Raw genomic sequence first — 19,441 nt, forward strand, 5'->3', positions numbered from 1 at the left:
TGTATAATAGGTAAGGTTTGATAGGGAGGATGGAGATCCCTTTTCATTGTTTTTAGGGCAATGATCATGTTATGTTTAATCATATATGTTGCTGAGGTGAATGGAGAATGAAACGTATAGGGGTATTAACGAGCGGCGGGGATTCCCCGGGAATGAACGCAGCAGTTCGCGCAGTAGTCAGAAAAGCGATTTATCATGACGTTGAAGTTTACGGCATTTACAACGGATACGCAGGATTGATCAGCGGAAAGATTGAAAAGCTTGAACTCGGATCTGTTGGCGATATTATACATCGCGGAGGAACAAAGCTTTATACGGCAAGATGTCCTGAATTCAAAACGGTTGAAGGCCGTGAAAAAGGGATAGAAAACTTGAAAAAGCTTGGTATTGAAGGTCTTGTTGTCATCGGCGGAGACGGTTCCTATATGGGTGCGAAAAAATTAACAGAACACGGGTTTCCATGCGTAGGTGTACCGGGTACAATTGATAATGACATTCCGGGCACTGATTTTACAATCGGTTTCGATACAGCTTTAAATACAGTAATTGACGCAATTGATAAGATTCGCGATACAGCGACTTCTCATGAACGTACATATGTGATCGAAGTAATGGGACGTCATGCCGGTGATATCGCATTGTGGGCCGGTCTTGCAGGGGGCGCGGAATCAATCTTAATCCCTGAGGCAGACTATGACATGCACGAAATCATTGCCCGCTTAAAACGCGGCCACGAACGCGGCAAGAAACACAGTATTATTATCGTTGCCGAAGGTGTAGGCAGCGGTGTTGAGTTCGGGAAACGCATTGAAGAAGAAACAAATCTTGAAACTAGGGTATCTGTACTGGGCCATATCCAGCGCGGTGGTTCTCCAAGCGCTGCTGACCGCGTGCTGGCAAGCCGTCTTGGCGCATATGCTGTTGAACTGCTGCTAGAAGGAAAAGGCGGACGCTGTGTAGGTATACAAAACAATAAGCTTGTAGACCATGATATTATAGAAATATTGGATACAAAACACACAGTTGAGCAAAACATGTATCAGCTTTCAAAAGAACTGTCTATTTAATGTCAGCTGAAGGCTGAAGATTTCAGAAGGAAGTGAACCAAATGAGAAAAACTAAAATTGTTTGTACTATCGGTCCGGCAAGTGAAAGTGTTGAAATGCTTACGAAATTAATGGAGTCAGGAATGAATGTGGCTCGATTAAACTTTTCTCACGGAGATTTTGAGGAGCACGGTGCAAGAATTAAAAATATCCGCGAAGCAAGCAAAAAGCTTGGCAAAAATGTCGGTATCCTGCTAGATACAAAAGGTCCTGAAATCCGCACACATACAATGGAAAACGGCGGCATTGAGCTCGAAACAGGCAAAGAGCTTATCGTTTCAATGGACGAGGTAGTGGGAACAACAGATAAAATTTCAGTCACATATGAAGGTTTAGTTGACGACGTTGAAAAAGGTTCAACGATTTTGTTAGATGACGGACTTATCGGCCTTGAGGTACTAAATGTAGATGCTGCTAAACGCGAAATCAAAACAAAAGTATTGAACAACGGAACACTCAAAAATAAAAAAGGTGTTAACGTACCGGGCGTCAGCGTCAATCTTCCGGGTATCACTGAAAAAGATGCACGAGACATCGTTTTCGGTATTGAGCAGGGAGTAGACTTCATCGCGCCATCTTTCATACGCCGTTCCACGGACGTGCTTGAAATCCGTGAGCTTCTTGAGGAGCACAACGCTCAGGATATTCAAATCATTCCTAAAATCGAAAACCAAGAGGGCGTTGACAATATCGATGCGATTCTCGAAGTGTCTGACGGCTTAATGGTTGCGCGCGGAGACTTAGGTGTTGAAATTCCAGCTGAAGAAGTTCCGCTCGTGCAAAAAGAGCTGATCAAAAAATGCAACGCGCTAGGAAAACCTGTTATTACAGCGACACAAATGCTTGACAGCATGCAGCGCAACCCGCGTCCGACTCGTGCGGAAGCAAGTGACGTTGCAAACGCGATCTTCGACGGCTCAGATGCGATCATGCTTTCTGGTGAAACAGCTGCCGGAAGCTATCCGGTTGAGGCGGTTCAAACGATGCACAACATCGCGTCACGTTCTGAAGAAGCGTTAAATTATAAAGAAATTCTTTCAAAACGCAGAGATCAAGTAGGAATGACGATTACAGACGCAATTGGACAATCTGTCGCACATACGGCAATTAACCTGAATGCTGCTGCGATCGTAACACCGACTGAAAGCGGCCATACAGCGCGTATGATCGCGAAATACCGTCCACAGGCGCCAATTGTTGCGGTTACGGTAAATGATTCTGTTTCCAGAAAACTTGCGCTCGTATCAGGCGTATTCGCAGAAAGCGGCCAAAATGCGAACACAACAGATGAGATGCTTGAGGATGCTGTCCAAAAATCATTGAACAGCGGAATTGTAAAACACGGCGATCTGATCGTCATTACAGCAGGCACTGTCGGTGAGTCTGGCACTACGAACTTAATGAAAGTTTACACTGTCGGCGATATCATCGCTAAAGGCCAAGGCATCGGACGCAAATCAGCTTTCGGTCCGGTTGTCATTGCACAAAATGCAAAAGAAGCTGAGCAAAAAATGACTGACGGTGCGGTACTTGTTACCAAAAGCACTGACCGTGATATGATCGCATCTCTTGAAAAAGCGTCTGCCCTTATTACAGAAGAAGGCGGTTTGACAAGTCATGCTGCGGTAGTGGGATTAAGCCTTGGCATTCCGGTAATCGTTGGCCTTGAAAATGCGACATCTATTTTGACAGAAGGCCAGGAAATTACAGTTGACGCTTCCAGAGGCGCAGTCTACCAAGGCCGTGCGAGCGTTCTTTAATTACAGGTGAAAATGGAAGGGGAATCCCTTCCTTTTCTCTTTATCTTGCCTTATGTTGAACAGAGGCGTGTTACACGTGTGGGGGGGCTTGGATATGAGATTTTTATTTTTGCTTTTTATTCTATTTCCGGCAATAGAAATCGGCATATTCCTATTTTCAGGCAAGCTGATCGGCATTTTGCCGACGGTCCTTTTAATGATTCTGACGGGCATTATCGGCGCAGCAGCTGCAAAAAAACAAGGAACCGAAGTATATTATAAGGTTCAGCGTGATCTTCAATATGGCAAAATGCCGGGGGAAGCGATTGCTGACGGCCTGTGCATTTTCATTGGCGGTCTATTGCTGATGCTTCCGGGCTTTTTATCAGATTTGGCCGGCGCCTGTTTGCTTATCCCGTTTACCCGCAGCTGGTGTAAGCCGATTCTGTTCAAATGGCTGAGAGGGATGTCGAAGAACAAGCGGATCATCATCAAATAAAAAACGGCAGCCATGCAACATGGGCTGCTGTTTTATTTTTGCTGAACAGTAATGTAGGACCATATTTCCTTTAATGCGCCTGTTGTGATGAAGGCTTGGATGATGACGAGCACAGCCGGCCCGGCAATCAATCCTAAAAACCCGAATAATTTAAAACCGGCAAACAGGGCGATGAGCGTTGCCAGCGGATCGATCCCGATAGATTTACTAAGTATTTTAGGCTCTGTCAGCTGCCGCTGAATCAGAACGACGAGGTACAGTACACCGATTCCAATCGCCTGAGGCAGCTGGCCTGTAATCGATAAATATAAAATCCACGGCACAAATACGGAACCCGCACCCAAATAAGGGAGAAGATCAACAAGCCCGATTAAAAAAGCAATTGTTGCAGCATGTTCAACTTTTAAGAGAGAAAGGCCGATAAATACAATTACCATCGTAATGAAAACGAGAACGGCTTGAGCTTTGATAAAACCGGTCATTGCTTTTTTTAACTCGCTGCTGATGGCCTTGCTGTTAGCTGTAACCCGACCCGGCAGAATCGAAACGAGCATTGCTTTCAGTTTGTGCCAATCCTTTGTCATAAAAAATGTTGCCAGAAGAGAAAAAATCAGAACAGCCGCCGTATTGGGAAGAAGCGCGAAAAACCTCGGGATCATTTCTAGAATGTGGGACAGCAGCAGTCCGGCATTTTTAGCGGCGGAATCACCGAGTGTCTGAATGTGAGTGACAATCGAAGCCTGCTGGTTGGTCTCCAATTCTTGAAACAAAAGGGACAGTTCGTTATAGAGCGGCTGGATATGAGTCGTAAACAATTTTTCGCAATATGAGATAAACGTGCTGATATGCGGAGGCAGTGTTTTTGCAAGATAGGCTGTTCCCGTTACGATTTCCGCTACAAGAATGGTGAGCACGCCGAAGGCGGCGAGCAGAAAAAAAGCTAGCACGCCCAGGACGTTTATCGTTCGGGGGAATCCTGTCACTTTGTCCAAATAGTCAACAAGAGGATGAATCACTGATGAGAGAATAAGGGCGATCAGGAACGGATAAGTTAACGGAAACGAATAATAGGCCGCAGCTATCGATCCTGCGGTAATTGATATGACAAAGAGGGTTCTGAAAAAAATAGTGATATAAGATTGATTCACGGAATCGGTCCTCCTCTCGTCAGCATGTCCTATTTTTTATATGTATTCACGCTCCGGCTGAATATGAATACATTCATCTTAAAGGAGGGATGGCATGTGTTTACACAAGCAAATTTATTTTTAATTATACTCTTGGCTATTGCACTTATCGCAAAAAACCAATCATTGCTCTTTGCTGTATCCGTCCTTTTGATCATCAAAATCGTTGGACTTGACCAGAAATTATTTCCAACCATCCAGTCAAAAGGCATTAACTGGGGAGTGACCATTATCACAATCGCTGTTCTTGTTCCGATTGCCACGGGAGAAATCGGATTTAAGCAGCTTGGAGAAGCAGTGCGGTCTTCCTATGCTTGGATCGCCTTGGGAGCAGGAATTGCAGTGGCGCTGATTGCCAAAAACGGCCTGACCCTGCTGGAAAATGACCCGCATATTACAACTGCTCTTGTGATCGGGACCATTCTTGCAGTCGCGCTTTTTGGCGGAGTTGCGGTGGGACCGCTGATCGGAGCGGGGATTGCTTATATAGCCATGCAGATCGTAAAACTGTTCACTTCATAAAAAAAGCGGCCCTAAAGCCGCTTTTTTTTTATGCAAAAACCCGCAAATAAAGGCGTTTTTTCGGGGAAATCACAGAATGAAAAAAAAAATTATAGGTAAACATTTAACAAATGTCTGATTATTGTTTATAATGAGAATAGGCTTAAACTTAAATAAGCTTATAAGAATTTGTTATGTTCTTTCATAAGCAAAGGGTTTCAGTAGAAGCAGGCAGTAAAATGTAAGCATTTTCTTTTAGGGGGAGAGAAATACTTGCATCATGCTTTTTAAGTAAGCCTCATGTTTTTACAACACTCTTAAAGGGGAAATATATTGAAAAGGAGATGTTATATATGACAGCGACACGCGGTCTAGAAGGGGTTGTAGCAACAACATCATCTGTTAGTTCTATTATTGACGATACCCTTACATATGTGGGGTATGATATCGATGATTTAACAGAGAATGCAAGTTTTGAAGAAATCATCTACTTGCTTTGGCATTTAAGGCTGCCGAACAAAAAGGAGCTTGATGAGTTAAAGCAGCAGCTTGCAAAGGAAGCTGCCGTTCCGCAAGAAATTATTGAGCACTTCAAATCTTATTCCCTCGAAAATGTTCATCCCATGGCTGCTCTTCGGACAGCAATTTCATTACTAGGCCTGCTTGACAGCGAGGCTGATACCATGAACCCTGAAGCCAACTACAGAAAGGCGATCCGCCTTCAGGCAAAGGTGCCTGGTCTGGTTGCAGCGTTTTCCAGAATCCGCAAAGGTCTTGAGCCTGTTGAACCAAGAGAAGACTACGGCATTGCCGAGAATTTTCTCTACACATTAAACGGTGAAGAGCCTTCGCCAATTGAGGTTGAAGCTTTCAACAAAGCGCTGATATTACATGCTGACCATGAGCTGAACGCGTCAACGTTCACAGCAAGGGTCTGCGTCGCAACACTTTCTGATATCTATTCAGGCATTACTGCCGCAATCGGCGCACTGAAGGGTCCTCTTCACGGCGGTGCAAATGAAGGCGTGATGAAGATGCTGACAGAAATCGGTGAAGTGGAAAACGCTGAGCCGTACATCCGCGCCAAACTTGAAAAGAAAGAAAAAATTATGGGATTCGGCCACCGCGTGTATAAGCATGGCGACCCGCGCGCGAAGCATCTGAAAGAAATGAGCAAGCGCCTGACAAACCTGACAGGCGAAAGCAAATGGTATGAGATGTCGATTCGCATAGAAGAGATCGTCACATCAGAGAAAAAGCTACCGCCTAACGTTGATTTCTATTCGGCTTCTGTTTATCACAGCCTCGGTATTGACCATGATTTGTTCACACCGATTTTTGCTATAAGCAGAATGTCCGGCTGGCTTGCTCATATTCTTGAGCAGTATGACAACAACCGACTGATCCGCCCGCGGGCAGATTACACAGGCCCTGATAAACAAGCATTTGTTCCAATTGAAGAAAGAGCCTAAAGAACCATTGGAGGCTGGCTTGCGTTAATGAGGTTAGCCTCTTGTTCAGAACATTAAAAGTGGTTTACACTTTACATTGAATGTTGAGAAAAATCATTTTGTTTTCTATATAGGAAAAATAAAATGTTTTCTAAATATGAATTACATACTGGGAGGTTTTTATTGTGGCACAAGGTGAAAAAATTACAGTTTCTAATGGAGTATTAAACGTACCAAACAACCCGATTATCCCGTTTATCGAAGGAGACGGAACCGGTCCTGATATTTGGAACTCGGCTTCGAAAGTTTTGGAAGCAGCAGTTGAAAAAGCATACAAAGGCGAAAAGAAAATTACGTGGAAAGAAGTTTATGCCGGAGAAAAGGCTTATAATAAAACAGGTGAGTGGCTGCCTGCTGAAACATTAGATGTTATCCGCGAATATTTCATCGCGATTAAAGGCCCGTTAACGACCCCTGTCGGCGGCGGAATCCGATCTTTGAACGTAGCGCTCAGACAAGAGCTTGACCTATTCGTCTGCTTAAGACCTGTAAGATACTTTACTGGAGTGCCGTCACCGGTAAAACGCCCTGAAGATACTGATATGGTCATCTTCCGTGAAAATACAGAAGATATTTACGCAGGCATCGAGTACGCAAAAGGCTCTGAAGAAGTGCAAAAGCTCATCAGCTTCCTGCAAAATGAGTTAAACGTCAACAAAATCCGTTTCCCTGAGACATCAGGTATCGGCATTAAGCCTGTTTCTGAAGAAGGAACAAGCCGTTTGGTCAGAGCAGCCATTGATTATGCAATCGAGCACGGCCGCAAATCTGTAACCCTTGTTCACAAAGGAAACATCATGAAGTTCACAGAAGGCGCCTTCAAAAACTGGGGCTATGAACTTGCTGAAAGAGAATACGGCGAAAAAGTCTTCACATGGGCTCAATATGACCGCATTGCTGAAGAACAAGGAAAAGACGCTGCCAACAAAGCGCAAAGTGAAGCGGAAGCAGCAGGCAAAATCATTGTCAAAGACAGCATTGCTGACATCTTCCTTCAGCAGATTTTAACGCGACCGAACGAATTTGATGTCGTTGCAACTATGAACCTGAACGGAGATTACATCTCTGATGCTCTTGCCGCGCAAGTCGGCGGAATCGGCATTGCACCTGGAGCAAATATCAACTATGAAACAGGACATGCGATTTTCGAGGCGACGCACGGAACGGCTCCTAAATATGCAGGCCTTGATAAAGTAAACCCATCTTCAGTTATTCTTTCAGGCGTTCTGCTTCTTGAGCATTTAGGGTGGAACGAAGCGGCTGATTTGGTTATCAAATCTATGGAAAAAACAATCGCTTCTAAAGTCGTAACTTACGATTTTGCCAGATTAATGGACGGCGCGACTGAAGTGAAATGTTCAGAGTTCGGAGAAGAACTGATTAAAAACATGGACTAAGCAAGGAAACAGCCTAAAACTAGCCATAAAGGAGAAGAGAGACATGGGAAATACTCGTAAAAAAGTTTCTGTTATCGGAGCAGGTTTTACCGGAGCGACAACTGCATTTTTAATCGCTCAAAAAGAGCTGGCAGACGTAGTTCTTGTTGACATTCCGCAATTGGAGAACCCGACAAAGGGAAAAGCGCTTGATATGTTTGAAGCAAGCCCGGTTCAAGGCTTTGACGCAAAAATCACAGGCACATCCAATTACGAGGATACAGCGGGTTCTGACATTGTTGTCATTACAGCCGGTATCGCAAGAAAACCTGGTATGAGCAGAGATGATCTAGTCTCTACAAACGAAAAAATTATGAGAAGCGTTACACGAGAAATCGTGAAATATTCTCCTGACTCTATCATTGTGGTGCTGACAAATCCTGTTGATGCAATGACATACGCGGTGTACAAAGAATCAGGTTTCCCTAAAGAGCGCGTAATCGGCCAGTCCGGTGTGCTTGATACGGCAAGATTCAGAACATTTGTGGCAGAGGAATTAAACCTGTCAGTGAAAGATGTGACTGGTTTCGTTCTTGGCGGCCACGGTGACGATATGGTGCCGCTTGTGCGTTATTCTTATGCTGGCGGTATCCCGCTTGAAACTCTCATTCCGAAAGAACGGATTGACGCAATTGTGGAGCGCACTAGAAAAGGCGGAGGCGAAATCGTGAATCTTCTTGGAAACGGAAGCGCGTATTATGCGCCTGCGGCTTCTCTGACAGAAATGGTCGAAGCGATCTTGAAAGATCAGCGCCGCGTCCTTCCTACAATTGCTTACCTTGAAGGGGAATACGGCTATGAAGGCATCTACCTTGGTGTTCCTACAATTGTAGGCGGCAACGGTCTTGAGCAAATCATTGAACTTGAACTGACAGACTATGAAAGAGCACAGCTGAATAAATCAGTTGAATCTGTCAAAAATGTCATGAAAGTATTGTCTTAATAAAAAGAGAGAAAGGCTTGCTTGATAGAGCCTTTCTCTTTTTGCTATAAATGAAAGCGTTATCATTAACGTCTATCTTTCTTTTAAAAATGATGTAAAAGACGAATTGTCGGAATGTCCTGCTTTCGCTAAAATAAAATCATGAAACATGTTAAGATGACATAAAATAGAGAAATAGGATGTCGGGGAATTATAATACTGGAGGCACAGCATGAACAAGAAAATTTTAGTTGTGGATGATGAAGAATCTATTGTTACTCTTTTACAGTACAATTTGGAACGGTCAGGCTATGATGTCATTACCGCCTCGGATGGGGAAGAAGCACTCAAAAAAGCAGAAACAGAGAAGCCTGATTTGATTGTGCTTGATGTGATGCTTCCAAAACTGGACGGGATCGAAGTATGCAAGCAGCTGAGACAGCAAAAACTGATGTTTCCGATTTTAATGCTGACAGCGAAGGATGAGGAATTTGACAAAGTATTAGGGCTTGAGCTCGGTGCTGATGATTATATGACCAAGCCGTTCAGTCCAAGGGAAGTAAATGCAAGGGTCAAAGCGATTTTAAGGCGTTCGGAAATGGCTGCGCCCTCTAGTGAAATGAAAAACGATGAAATTGAAGGTCAGATCGTAATTGGCGATCTGAAAATTCTGCCTGATCATTATGAAGCATACTTTAAAGAAAATCAGCTTGAGCTGACACCGAAAGAATTCGAACTGCTGCTCTATTTGGGCAGACATAAAGGCAGAGTGCTGACGAGAGATCTTCTGTTGAGCGCTGTCTGGAATTATGATTTTGCCGGAGATACGAGAATTGTTGATGTGCATATCAGCCATCTCCGCGACAAAATTGAAAACAATACTAAAAAACCGATCTATATTAAAACGATTAGGGGATTGGGATATAAACTGGAGGAGCCAAAAATGAATGAATAAATACCGTGTGCGCCTTTTTTCTGTACTCGTTGTCTGTATGATTCTGGTGTTTAGTGTCCTCGGGCTGTTTTTGCAGCAGCTCTTTGAAACATCTGATCAAAGGAAAGCAGAGGAACACATTGAAAAAGAAGCCAAATACATGGCTTCGCTTCTTGATGCCGGCAATCTGAATGATCAAGCAAATGAGAAAATCATTAAAGATGCAGGCGGCGCGCTTGATGTGAGCGCATCCGTTATCGATACAGACGGCAAGGTGCTGTATGGGTCAAACGGGGGAGCAGCAGATTCTCCAAAGGTGCAGGCGCTTGTTTCTGGCCATGAGGGTGTTCTTTCAACAGCGGATAACAAGCTTTATTATGGACTCTCGCTTAGAAGTGAAGGTGAAAAAACAGGATATGTGCTGCTTTCTGCCTCTAAAAAAAGCTACGGCTTGAAAGGCGAAATGTGGGGGATGCTGACGGCCAGTCTTTGTACCGCTTTTATCGTCATTGTTTATTTTTATTCCAGTATGACCTCACGCTATAAAAGATCGATTGAAGCAGCGACAAACGTAGCAACAGAACTATCCAAGGGGAACTACGATGCCAGGACGTACGGCGGCTATATCAGGCGCTCTGATAAGCTTGGCCGTGCGATGAACAGCCTTGCCGTTGATCTGATGGAAATGACGAGAACGCAGGAAATGCAGCGGGACCGGCTGCTGACAGTCATTGAAAATATCGGTTCCGGGCTGATTATGATTGATGGAAGAGGTTTTATCAATCTCGTAAACAGGTCTTATGCCAAGCAGTTTCATATCAATCCGAATCAGATGCTGCGCCGTCTTTATCATGATGCATTTGAACATGAAGAAGTGATCCAGCTTGTCGAAGACATTTTTATGACGGAGACAAAGAAATGCAAGCTGTTAAGGCTTCCGATCAAAATTGAACGGCGTTATTTTGAAGTGGACGGCGTTCCGATTATGGGGCCGGACGATGAATGGAAAGGAATTGTGCTCGTTTTCCATGACATGACGGAGACAAAGAAATTAGAGCAGATGAGAAAGGATTTTGTGGCTAATGTTTCTCATGAGCTGAAAACGCCGATTACGTCCATTAAAGGGTTTACGGAGACATTATTGGACGGGGCGATGGAGGACAAAGAAGCGCTTTCTGAATTTCTCTCCATTATTCTAAAGGAAAGCGAAAGGCTTCAGTCTTTGGTTCAGGATCTTCTCGATCTCTCAAAAATCGAGCAGCAAAATTTTACGCTCAGCATCGAAACGTTTGAACCAGCCAAAATGCTTGGTGAGATTGAAACGCTTCTTAAGCATAAGGCGGATGAGAAAGGCATCTCCTTACAATTGAATCTACCGAAAGATCCGCTATACGTATCAGGCGACCCGTACAGGCTGAAACAGGTATTTCTTAATCTCGTAAACAATGCGTTAACCTACACGCCTGAAGGGGGCTCTGTAGCTATCAATGTAACGCCCAGAGAAAAAGACATTCAGATTGAAGTTGCCGATTCTGGAATCGGAATTCAGAAAGAAGAAATCCCGCGCATCTTTGAACGTTTTTACCGCGTAGATAAAGACAGAAGCAGGAATTCGGGCGGAACCGGTCTGGGCCTTGCGATCGTAAAGCATTTAATAGAGGCTCATGAAGGGAAAATCGATGTCAAAAGCGAGCCTGGACGGGGAACGGTCTTTACAGTGACACTGAAAAGGGCCGCTGAAAAGTCCGCCTAATGTTTACAAAGGTTTAACAATATCTTCATGCACTGTTAAACCTATGCTGGTAGGATGTAGTAGAACCCCTTCATCCAAGGAGCCAATTTTGACGGCGGGAACATTTTGTGTTCCCGTCCTTTTTTGTGTCTTCTCTTCAGTTCACGTATTTTCCTTTCAAATTGAACTTTGTTAAAATAAGAGGAGCTAATGACTATGTAAGAGATGAATGGAAGCCTGAGGCTTCTTAGGAGGATATTGAATGACGGAACGAAAAAAATTAGTGCTTGTAGACGGAAATAGTCTGGCTTACCGGGCGTTTTTTGCATTGCCGCTGTTAAGCAATGATAAAGGTGTTCATACGAATGCCGTATACGGCTTTGCGATGATTTTAATGAAGATGCTTGAGGATGAAAAACCGACGCACATGCTGGTTGCATTTGATGCCGGGAAAACAACATTTCGTCACGGCACATTTAAAGAATATAAAGGCGGCAGACAGAAAACACCGCCTGAGCTTTCCGAACAAATGCCATTTATCCGCGAGCTGCTGGATGCCTATCAGATCAGCCGCTACGAACTGGAACAATACGAAGCCGACGATATTATCGGCACACTGGCCAAATCGGCTGAAAAAGACGGATTTGAAGTAAAGGTTTTCTCAGGAGATAAGGATTTAACCCAGCTGGCAACAGACAAAACAACAGTTGCCATTACGAGAAAAGGAATTACCGATGTTGAATTTTACACACCGGAGCACGTCAAAGAGAAATACGGGCTTACGCCTGAACAAATCATTGACATGAAGGGTCTGATGGGTGATTCATCGGATAATATTCCAGGTGTGCCCGGCGTAGGAGAAAAGACAGCCATTAAGCTCTTAAAACAGTTCGATTCCGTGGAAAAGCTGCTGGAGTCCATTGACGAGGTGAGCGGAAAGAAACTGAAGGAAAAACTTGAGGAATTTAAGGATCAGGCATTGATGAGCAAGGAGCTTGCGACGATCATGACGGATGCGCCGATTGAGGTATCTGTTTCCGGCTTGGAATATCAAGGCTTCAATCGTGAACAGGTGATTGCCATCTTTAAAGATCTAGGATTCAACACGCTTCTTGAACGTCTTGGGGAAGACAGTGAAGAAGCAGAGCAGGATCAGGCATTAGAGGAAATTAAGGTCGAAACCGTCACAGACGTAACAAGCGGCATATTGGTTTCTCCATCCGCATTTGTCGTTGAACAGATTGGCGATAATTATCATGAAGAGCCGCTTCTCGGATTTTCGATCGTAAATGAAACGGGATCTTATTTTATTCCGAAAGACATTGCCGTGGAGTCTGAGGTGTTTAAAGAATGGGCAGAAAATGACGAGCAGAAGAAATGGCTTTTCGATAGCAAGCGGGCTGTTGTCGCTTTGCGCTGGCAGGGCATTGAGCTGAAAGGGGCGGAGTTTGATACACTTCTTGCGGCTTATATCATCAATCCGGGCAATTCATACGATGACGTTGCGAGTGTGGCCAAGGATTACGGCCTGCATATCGTATCAAGCGACGAATCGGTTTACGGCAAAGGAGCAAAACGGGCGGTGCCGTCAGAAGATGTACTGTCTGAGCACCTTGTCCGAAAAGCGTTAGCCATTCAAAGCCTCCGGGAAAAGCTTGTTCAGGAGCTGGAGAACAACGATCAGCTTGAACTGTTTGAAGAGCTCGAAATGCCGCTTGCGCTTATTCTCGGCGAAATGGAATCAACTGGCGTCAAGGTCGATGTTGATCGTTTAAAACGAATGGGTGAAGAACTGGGTGCGAAGCTGAAGGAATATGAAGAAAAAATCCATGAGATTGCGGGAGAGCCGTTTAATATCAATTCTCCGAAACAGCTCGGCGTCATCTTGTTTGAAAAAATCGGCCTGCCTGTCGTGAAAAAAACAAAAACAGGCTATTCAACGTCTGCTGATGTGCTTGAAAAGCTGGCTGACAAGCATGATATTGTCGACTATATTTTGCAGTACAGACAAATTGGCAAGCTTCAATCGACATATATCGAAGGGCTTTTAAAGGTGACGAGACCGGATTCGCATAAGGTCCACACGCGCTTTAACCAGGCTTTAACGCAAACAGGCCGTCTCAGCTCGACTGATCCGAATCTGCAAAACATTCCGATCAGGCTTGAAGAAGGGCGTAAAATCCGCCAAGCTTTTGTTCCGTCTGAAAAAGACTGGCTTATTTTTGCAGCCGATTACTCACAAATCGAGCTGCGGGTGCTTGCCCATATTTCAAAAGATCAAAATCTTATCGAAGCTTTTACAAATGATATGGATATTCATACGAAAACGGCAATGGATGTGTTCCATGTTGCCGAGGATGAAGTGACATCTGCGATGAGACGCCAGGCGAAAGCGGTCAACTTTGGCATTGTATACGGCATCAGCGATTACGGGTTGTCACAGAACCTCGGCATTACCCGGAAGGAAGCCGGCGCATTCATTGACCAATATTTGGAAAGCTTCCAAGGCGTAAAAGCGTACATGGAAGATTCAGTTCAGGACGCAAAGCAAAAAGGATACGTGACAACGCTTATGCATCGCCGCCGTTACATTCCTGAGCTGACGAGCCGAAACTTTAATATTCGCAGTTTTGCGGAGCGGACGGCAATGAATACGCCGATTCAAGGAAGCGCGGCTGATATTATAAAAAAAGCCATGATTGATATGGCTGCCAAGCTGAAAGAAAAACAGCTGAAAGCAAGACTGCTGCTTCAAGTACACGATGAATTAATTTTTGAAGCGCCGCAGGAAGAAATTGAAATTCTTGAAAAGCTTGTTCCTGAAGTGATGGAACATGCGCTTGCATTAGATGTGCCGTTAAAGGTGGACTTTGCATCAGGCCCATCTTGGTACGACGCGAAATAAACAGAGATAGGAAGTGATGGATGTGCCGGAATTACCAGAGGTTGAAACTGTCCGGCGCACTCTGACCGGGCTTGTAAAGGGAAAAACAATCAAATCGGTAGAGATCAGATGGCCGAATATCATCAAACGGCCTGCCGAACCGGAGGAATTTGCGCGAAATCTAGCAGGAGAAACGATACAGTCTATCGGAAGACGGGGAAAGTTTTTGCTGTTTCATTTAGATCATTATGTCATGGTTTCCCACCTTCGAATGGAAGGGAAATACGGGCTTCATCAAGCGGAGGAGCCAGACGATAAACACGTGCATGTCATATTCACGATGACAGACGGGACCCAGCTTCGTTACAGGGATGTGCGGAAGTTTGGAACCATGCACTTATTTAAACCGGGAGAGGAAGCGGGTGAGCTCCCTCTTTCTCAATTAGGGCTGGAGCCGGATGCAGAAGAATTTACGAGTGCATATTTAAAAGAACGGCTTGCCAAAACAAACCGTGCTGTCAAAACCGCCCTACTGGATCAGAAAACAGTTGTCGGACTCGGGAACATTTATGTGGACGAGGCTCTTTTCAGAGCGGGTGTCCATCCTGAGACGAAAGCAAATCAATTATCAGACAAAACAATCAAAACACTTCACGCTGAAATCAAAAACACCCTGCAGGAAGCGATTGATGCAGGCGGCAGCACAGTCCGTTCGTATATCAACTCCCAAGGGGAAATCGGAATGTTCCAGTTGCAGCATTTTGTATACGGAAAAAAAGACGAGCCGTGCAAAAATTGCGGAACGATGATTTCAAAGATTGTCGTCGGTGGCAGGGGCACGCATTTTTGTGCGAAGTGCCAGAAAAAAAAGTAGCATAATGCTTCATCGTCCAAGCTGTCGGTGCATATATCAGTAACTCTGTAATAGAGGATGCCATTTTCGAAACACGGATTTTTCACTTTCCCATATATATGATTGTGATGAATCCCGGGCATTTTACATCTGATACAAGAGCACCAACAGAAAGGAAGAAACGGATATGCAAATGGTTTCTATACTGCTGCTGGCGTTGGCTGTCAGCTTGGACAGTTTTTCAGTCGGATTTACGTATGGATTGAGAAAAATGAAAATACCGTTTAAAGCGATTTTGGTTATCGCCTGCTGTTCCGGTGCTGTCATGTTTATTTCCATGCTGATCGGAAGCTTTCTCACGAAGTTTTTACCTGTATATGTGACGGAGAAGCTTGGCGGTTTGATATTGGTCGGAATTGGTGCGTGGGTTCTGTATCAATTTTTCAAACCGGCAAAAGACAAAGAATACTTATTGCATGAAAAAACGCTGCTTAATTTAGAGGTTCGGTCATTAGGGATTGTGATTCATATTTTGAGAAAACCTATGAGTGCGGATATCGACAAATCGGGTGTGATCAATGGAATTGAGGCGGTCTTACTGGGATTTGCCTTATCGATTGATGCCTTCGGAGCAGGTATTGGCGCAGCCATTCTCGGTTTTTCACCGATTGTGATGAGCATCGCCGTGGCAATCATGAGCTCGCTGTTTGTATCAATCGGAATCAATGCCGGCCATTTTCTGTCTAAGTGGAAATGGATTGATAAGATGGCGTTTTTGCCGGGGCTTCTGCTGATCACGATCGGGCTCTGGAAATTGTAAAAAGGAGTGGATCTCTTGACCTTAGTCATTGGTTTAACGGGAGGAATAGCTAGCGGCAAAAGTACGGTAGCCAATATGCTGATTGAAAAAGGAATAACAGTTATAGATGCAGATATCATTGCCAAACAAGCGGTAGAAAAAGGGATGCCGGCCCACCGGCAAATCATTGACGAATTCGGTGAAGACATTCTGCTCCCAAACGGTGATATAGATCGAAAAAAGCTTGGGGCACTGGTATTTACAAATGAACAAAAGCGCCTTGCTTTAAATGCGATTGTTCATCCTGCAGTCAGGCAGGAAATGCTCAATCGCCGTGATAAAGCCATAGCAAATCGCGAGGCCTTTGTTGTATTAGATATCCCGCTATTATTTGAAAGCAAATTGGAATCTTTAGTTGATAAAATTATTGTGGTCAGTGTGACCGAAGAGCTTCAGCTGGAACGTCTGATGAAGCGCAATCAGCTGACGGAAGAAGAAGCGGTCAGCCGTATCCGTGCTCAAATGCCCTTAGAGGAAAAAACAGCAAGAGCAGATCGAGTCATCGATAACAGCGGCACGCTTGCAGAGACCAAACAGCAGCTTGATGACATCATCACTAGCTGGGCATAATACAAAACACCGTTCGTTATGAACGGTGTTTTTTCATTAAAAATCAAAGTTGTCCGGATCAGGACCGACGCGCAGGTTTTCATTCAGCGCATCGATTCGGTTCATGTCATCCTGTGTTAATTCAAAGTCAAACACACTGGCATTTTCTTTAATGCGGTGTTCCTTCGTTGATTTAGGAATCGTAATGATGCCATGCTGCAGATCCCAGCGCAAAATGATTTGGGCGACAGATTTGTTATATGTTTGAGCGATGTCTGCCAGTACAGGGTGATCCAACAGCTGTCCCTGCATTAAAGGTGACCAAGCTTCCATCTGGATGCCTTGTTTTTGGCAGTATGCCATCAACTCTTTTTGTGTAAGGCGCGGGTGTAATTCCACTTGGTTGATCATAGGCTTCAATTCAGCAGCCGTCATCAGGTCTTCAAGATGATGGGTTTGGAAGTTGCTCACGCCGATCGCTTTGACACGGCCTTCTTTATACAGCGTTTCAAGCGCTCTCCAGGCTTCTTTATATTTTCCTTCTACAGGCCAGTGGATAAGATATAGATCTAAATAATCCAAACCGAGTTTTGACACGCTTGTTTCAAATGCGGCAAGTGTTTCCTCGTAGCCTAAATCTGCATTCCACACTTTCGATGTAATAAATAGATCCTCTCTTGAGATGCCTGCTTCTTCAATGCCTTGCCGAAGCCCTTCTCCGACTCCAGCTTCATTTCCGTAGATAGCGGCAGTATCAATACTGCGGTATCCGTGAACAATCGCGGTTCTAACTGCGTTTACCAGTTCAGATCCTTCTTCCACTTGGAATACGCCGAGACCGAACCATGGCATTTTTACCCCGTTATGAAGTGTTGCTGCTGCTTGTAAATGTGTTGTCATATTGATTTCCTCCTTTAAAATGGTCAGGCTTCCTGTTGATCCCGTTTTTCCATCAAGCGGCTCCAGCCTGTTAAGATAACTGCACCGACTACCATTAATCCGCCTATCCAAGCGGTATGAATCAGTCCGATTGAATCGGTGATCACACCTCCAAGATATGATCCAAGCGCAATCCCTGCATTAAAGGCAGCGATATTCATCGCGGATGCGACATCAACTGCACTCGGGACAAAACGCTCAGCCAGCATGACGACATACACCTGAAGGCCGGGCACATTCATAAAGGCCAGCAATCCCATACAGAGAATGGTGATAAGGCCTGCTGTTTGATATGGAGCTGTAATTGTCAGCGTGAATAGAACGATTGCCTGTACGATAAACATATAGAATAAAGCGGCAATCGGATTTCGGTTTGACAGCTTTCCGCCAATCATATTGCCGATTGCAATGGCAATTCCGTATCCGAGCAGGATCACTGCTACAGTTCCGGCCTTGAAGCCTGTTACTTCCTGAAGCAGGGGAGACAGGTACGTGAATACAACAAATGTTCCTCCGTATCCAAGTGCTGTAATGACAAATAACAGCAATAACCGGCCGTTTGTCACAAGCTTCAATTGATCCCGCATCGTTGTTTTCGTCCCTTTTCGCAATTTGGACGGGACAAGAATGCCATTTGTAATGAAAGCAATGATTCCGACTGCGATAATGACCATAAAGGCAAAACGCCAGCCGAGCTGCTGGCCGATAAACGTACCGAAAGGAACTCCGGTTACAGTTGCCACAGTGAGACCTGTAAACATAATCGAAATCGCGCTAGCCCTTTTATCCTCAGGGACGATATCCGCTGCGATCGTCGAACCGATCGACATAAACACACCGTGCGAAAAAGCTGATATCACACGTGCTGCTAATAAAATCCCGATGCTTGAAGCGGTAGCGGCCATCGTATTCCCGGCAATAAAAATCAACATGATCCAAAGCAATAGCGTCTTACGTGACATGCTTGAGGTCAATGAAGTTAATATAGGTGCACCGAATGTAACGCCAAGCGCATAAAGGGAAACGGTCAATCCCGCTGTTGTGACAGGAATGTGCAGGTCATCAGAAATGAGCGGCAAAAGGCCGACGCTGATAAATTCGGTTGTTCCTATGGCGAATGCACTAACGGCTAAAGCCAGGAGTGCAGGTATGCTGCTTTTATTGGCTGAAGTCATTATGTTCCTCCTTTGTGTGATGTGCTGTATGATTGAAATTCTGCCGAGTAAGCTATATAAATAAAAAAGAGCAGATTCAAATCAGCCGGCAAATGTGATTATGAAAGATATCGTCAAAAAAGAAAAGTACGTACTTTTAAGTGCTATAGTCACTTTCTGGTGCCTGTAAGGAGAATGAACTGTATGGAGAAGAAAAAATATAATATTTCTGTGGAAGCGACTCTTGAAGTAATCGGCGGGAAATGGAAATGCGTTATCTTATGCCACCTGACGCACGGAAAAAAACGCACGAGTGAATTAAAGCGCCTTATGCCTAACATCACGCAAAAAATGCTGACCCAGCAGCTGCGTGAGCTGGAAGCGGACGGTGTCATTAACCGGATCGTGTACAATCAGGTTCCTCCCAAAGTGGAATACGAGCTCAGCGAATACGGCCGCAGCTTAGAAGGGATTTTAGACATGCTGTGTGCTTGGGGAGCGAGTCATATTAACAGAGTGTACGGGGATACATTTTCTGTGTTAGAAGAAAGTGTGCTCAATGATAAGTTAAAACAGGAGTCATAAAAAATGAGAGCAGTCAGTGCGGAACGCTGGCTGCTTTTTGGTTCTTACGCC

At 44.6% G+C, this 19,441-nt stretch carries 16 protein-coding genes and 1 pseudogene; 14 read left to right on the forward strand and 3 right to left on the reverse strand.

The window, feature by feature from the left end; all coding sequences use genetic code 11:
* The first annotated feature begins 107 nt into the window (after positions 1-107).
* The 3 genes from pfkA (at position 108) to Q5C82_RS08475 (ending at position 3,344) form a co-directional block, all read left to right on the forward strand.
* On the forward strand, positions 108-1,067 hold the full coding sequence (gene pfkA, locus Q5C82_RS08465; protein ID WP_003223547.1) for a 6-phosphofructokinase: 960 nt from the start codon (positions 108-110) through the stop codon (positions 1,065-1,067).
* 41 nt (positions 1,068-1,108) lie between these two features.
* Positions 1,109-2,866: a pyruvate kinase gene (gene pyk / locus Q5C82_RS08470; protein ID WP_003223548.1), complete on the forward strand. Its 1,758-nt coding sequence runs from the start codon at positions 1,109-1,111 to the stop codon at positions 2,864-2,866.
* Positions 2,867-2,960: 94 nt separating this feature from the next.
* Positions 2,961-3,344 carry an FxsA family protein gene (locus tag Q5C82_RS08475; protein WP_003223550.1) on the forward strand — a complete coding sequence of 128 codons (384 nt, stop codon included), beginning with the start codon at positions 2,961-2,963 and terminating at the stop codon, positions 3,342-3,344.
* Between the two features lie 32 nt (positions 3,345-3,376).
* Here the strand turns inward: Q5C82_RS08475 and ytvI are convergent, their stop codons facing one another.
* On the reverse strand, positions 3,377-4,492 hold the full coding sequence (gene ytvI, locus Q5C82_RS08480) for a sporulation integral membrane protein YtvI (protein WP_003223552.1): 1,116 nt from the start codon (positions 4,490-4,492) through the stop codon (positions 3,377-3,379).
* A gap of 96 nt (positions 4,493-4,588) precedes the next feature.
* Here ytvI and Q5C82_RS08485 point away from each other — a divergent pair, with 96 nt between their 5' ends.
* The 10 genes and pseudogenes from Q5C82_RS08485 to coaE all read left to right on the forward strand — a co-directional run bounded on the left by Q5C82_RS08485 (position 4,589) and on the right by coaE (position 16,733).
* Positions 4,589-5,053 carry a DUF441 domain-containing protein gene (locus tag Q5C82_RS08485; protein ID WP_003223553.1) on the forward strand — a complete coding sequence of 155 codons (465 nt, stop codon included), beginning with the start codon at positions 4,589-4,591 and terminating at the stop codon, positions 5,051-5,053.
* A 332-nt stretch (positions 5,054-5,385) separates the two neighbouring features.
* The gene (gene citZ, locus Q5C82_RS08490) at positions 5,386-6,504 is read left to right on the forward strand and encodes a citrate synthase (RefSeq protein WP_003223555.1); all 1,119 of its coding nucleotides are present in this window, start codon (positions 5,386-5,388) and stop codon (positions 6,502-6,504) included.
* Positions 6,505-6,668: 164 nt separating this feature from the next.
* Entirely contained in the window at positions 6,669-7,940 is a 1,272-nt protein-coding gene (gene icd, locus Q5C82_RS08495; protein WP_003223557.1) for an NADP-dependent isocitrate dehydrogenase, read from the forward strand.
* Positions 7,941-7,983: 43 nt separating this feature from the next.
* Positions 7,984-8,922 carry a malate dehydrogenase gene (gene mdh, locus Q5C82_RS08500; protein WP_003223559.1) on the forward strand — a complete coding sequence of 313 codons (939 nt, stop codon included), beginning with the start codon at positions 7,984-7,986 and terminating at the stop codon, positions 8,920-8,922.
* 211 nt (positions 8,923-9,133) lie between these two features.
* Positions 9,134-9,856, forward strand: coding sequence for a two-component system response regulator PhoP (gene phoP, locus Q5C82_RS08505; protein ID WP_003223561.1), 723 nt, complete (start codon positions 9,134-9,136; stop codon positions 9,854-9,856).
* Positions 9,849-11,588, forward strand: a complete 1,740-nt coding sequence (gene phoR / locus Q5C82_RS08510) for a sensory box histidine kinase PhoR (RefSeq protein ID WP_003223563.1) — start codon at positions 9,849-9,851, stop codon at positions 11,586-11,588. Before phoP ends, phoR begins: the two co-directional genes overlap by 8 nt.
* A 241-nt stretch (positions 11,589-11,829) precedes the next feature.
* The gene (gene polA / locus Q5C82_RS08515) at positions 11,830-14,472 is read left to right on the forward strand and encodes a DNA polymerase I (RefSeq protein WP_003223566.1); all 2,643 of its coding nucleotides are present in this window, start codon (positions 11,830-11,832) and stop codon (positions 14,470-14,472) included.
* A gap of 22 nt (positions 14,473-14,494) precedes the next feature.
* Positions 14,495-15,325 (forward strand): DNA-formamidopyrimidine glycosylase, encoded by an 831-nt coding sequence (gene mutM / locus Q5C82_RS08520; RefSeq protein WP_003223569.1) that lies wholly within the window; start codon positions 14,495-14,497, stop codon positions 15,323-15,325.
* Positions 15,326-15,473: 148 nt separating this feature from the next.
* Positions 15,474-16,124, forward strand: a pseudogene (gene ytaF, locus Q5C82_RS08525) (sporulation membrane protein YtaF); the annotation flags it as partial.
* Between the two features lie 15 nt (positions 16,125-16,139).
* Positions 16,140-16,733, forward strand: coding sequence for a dephospho-CoA kinase (gene coaE / locus Q5C82_RS08530; protein ID WP_003223573.1), 594 nt, complete (start codon positions 16,140-16,142; stop codon positions 16,731-16,733).
* Between the two features lie 36 nt (positions 16,734-16,769).
* Here coaE and ytbE read toward each other — a convergent pair whose 3' ends face one another.
* Together ytbE and Q5C82_RS08540 are read right to left on the reverse strand one after the other, a co-directional pair.
* Entirely contained in the window at positions 16,770-17,612 is an 843-nt protein-coding gene (ytbE, locus tag Q5C82_RS08535) for an aldo/keto reductase YtbE (RefSeq protein ID WP_003223574.1), read from the reverse strand.
* A 23-nt stretch (positions 17,613-17,635) separates the two neighbouring features.
* Positions 17,636-18,826, reverse strand: a complete 1,191-nt coding sequence (locus Q5C82_RS08540) for an MFS transporter (RefSeq protein WP_003223577.1) — start codon at positions 18,824-18,826, stop codon at positions 17,636-17,638.
* A 183-nt stretch (positions 18,827-19,009) separates the two neighbouring features.
* On the opposite strand from Q5C82_RS08540, the gene Q5C82_RS08545 reads away from it, so the two are divergent.
* The gene (locus Q5C82_RS08545; RefSeq protein ID WP_003223580.1) at positions 19,010-19,390 is read left to right on the forward strand and encodes a winged helix-turn-helix transcriptional regulator; all 381 of its coding nucleotides are present in this window, start codon (positions 19,010-19,012) and stop codon (positions 19,388-19,390) included.
* The last annotated feature ends 51 nt before the right edge of the window (positions 19,391-19,441 follow it).

The organism is uncultured Bacillus sp. (assembly GCF_958411575.1).
Taxonomy (GTDB): Bacteria; Bacillota; Bacilli; order Bacillales; family Bacillaceae; genus Bacillus; species Bacillus spizizenii.

Excerpts from the sequence above, each read along its gene's own strand:
- polA (WP_003223566.1), top strand. The coding sequence starts at position 11,830 with ATGACGGAACGAAAAAAATTAGTGCTTGTAGACGGAAATAGTCTGGCT.
- Q5C82_RS08540 (WP_003223577.1), bottom strand. The coding sequence starts at position 18,826 with ATGACTTCAGCCAATAAAAGCAGCATACCTGCACTCCTGGCTTTAGCC.
- citZ (WP_003223555.1), top strand. The coding sequence starts at position 5,386 with ATGACAGCGACACGCGGTCTAGAAGGGGTTGTAGCAACAACATCATCT.
- Q5C82_RS08545 (WP_003223580.1), top strand. The coding sequence starts at position 19,010 with ATGGAGAAGAAAAAATATAATATTTCTGTGGAAGCGACTCTTGAAGTA.
- Q5C82_RS08475 (WP_003223550.1), top strand. The coding sequence starts at position 2,961 with ATGAGATTTTTATTTTTGCTTTTTATTCTATTTCCGGCAATAGAAATC.
- phoP (WP_003223561.1), top strand. The coding sequence starts at position 9,134 with ATGAACAAGAAAATTTTAGTTGTGGATGATGAAGAATCTATTGTTACT.
- mdh (WP_003223559.1), top strand. The coding sequence starts at position 7,984 with ATGGGAAATACTCGTAAAAAAGTTTCTGTTATCGGAGCAGGTTTTACC.
- pyk (WP_003223548.1), top strand. The coding sequence starts at position 1,109 with ATGAGAAAAACTAAAATTGTTTGTACTATCGGTCCGGCAAGTGAAAGT.
- pfkA (WP_003223547.1), top strand. The coding sequence starts at position 108 with ATGAAACGTATAGGGGTATTAACGAGCGGCGGGGATTCCCCGGGAATG.
- phoR (WP_003223563.1), top strand. The coding sequence starts at position 9,849 with ATGAATAAATACCGTGTGCGCCTTTTTTCTGTACTCGTTGTCTGTATG.
- ytbE (WP_003223574.1), bottom strand. The coding sequence starts at position 17,612 with ATGACAACACATTTACAAGCAGCAGCAACACTTCATAACGGGGTAAAA.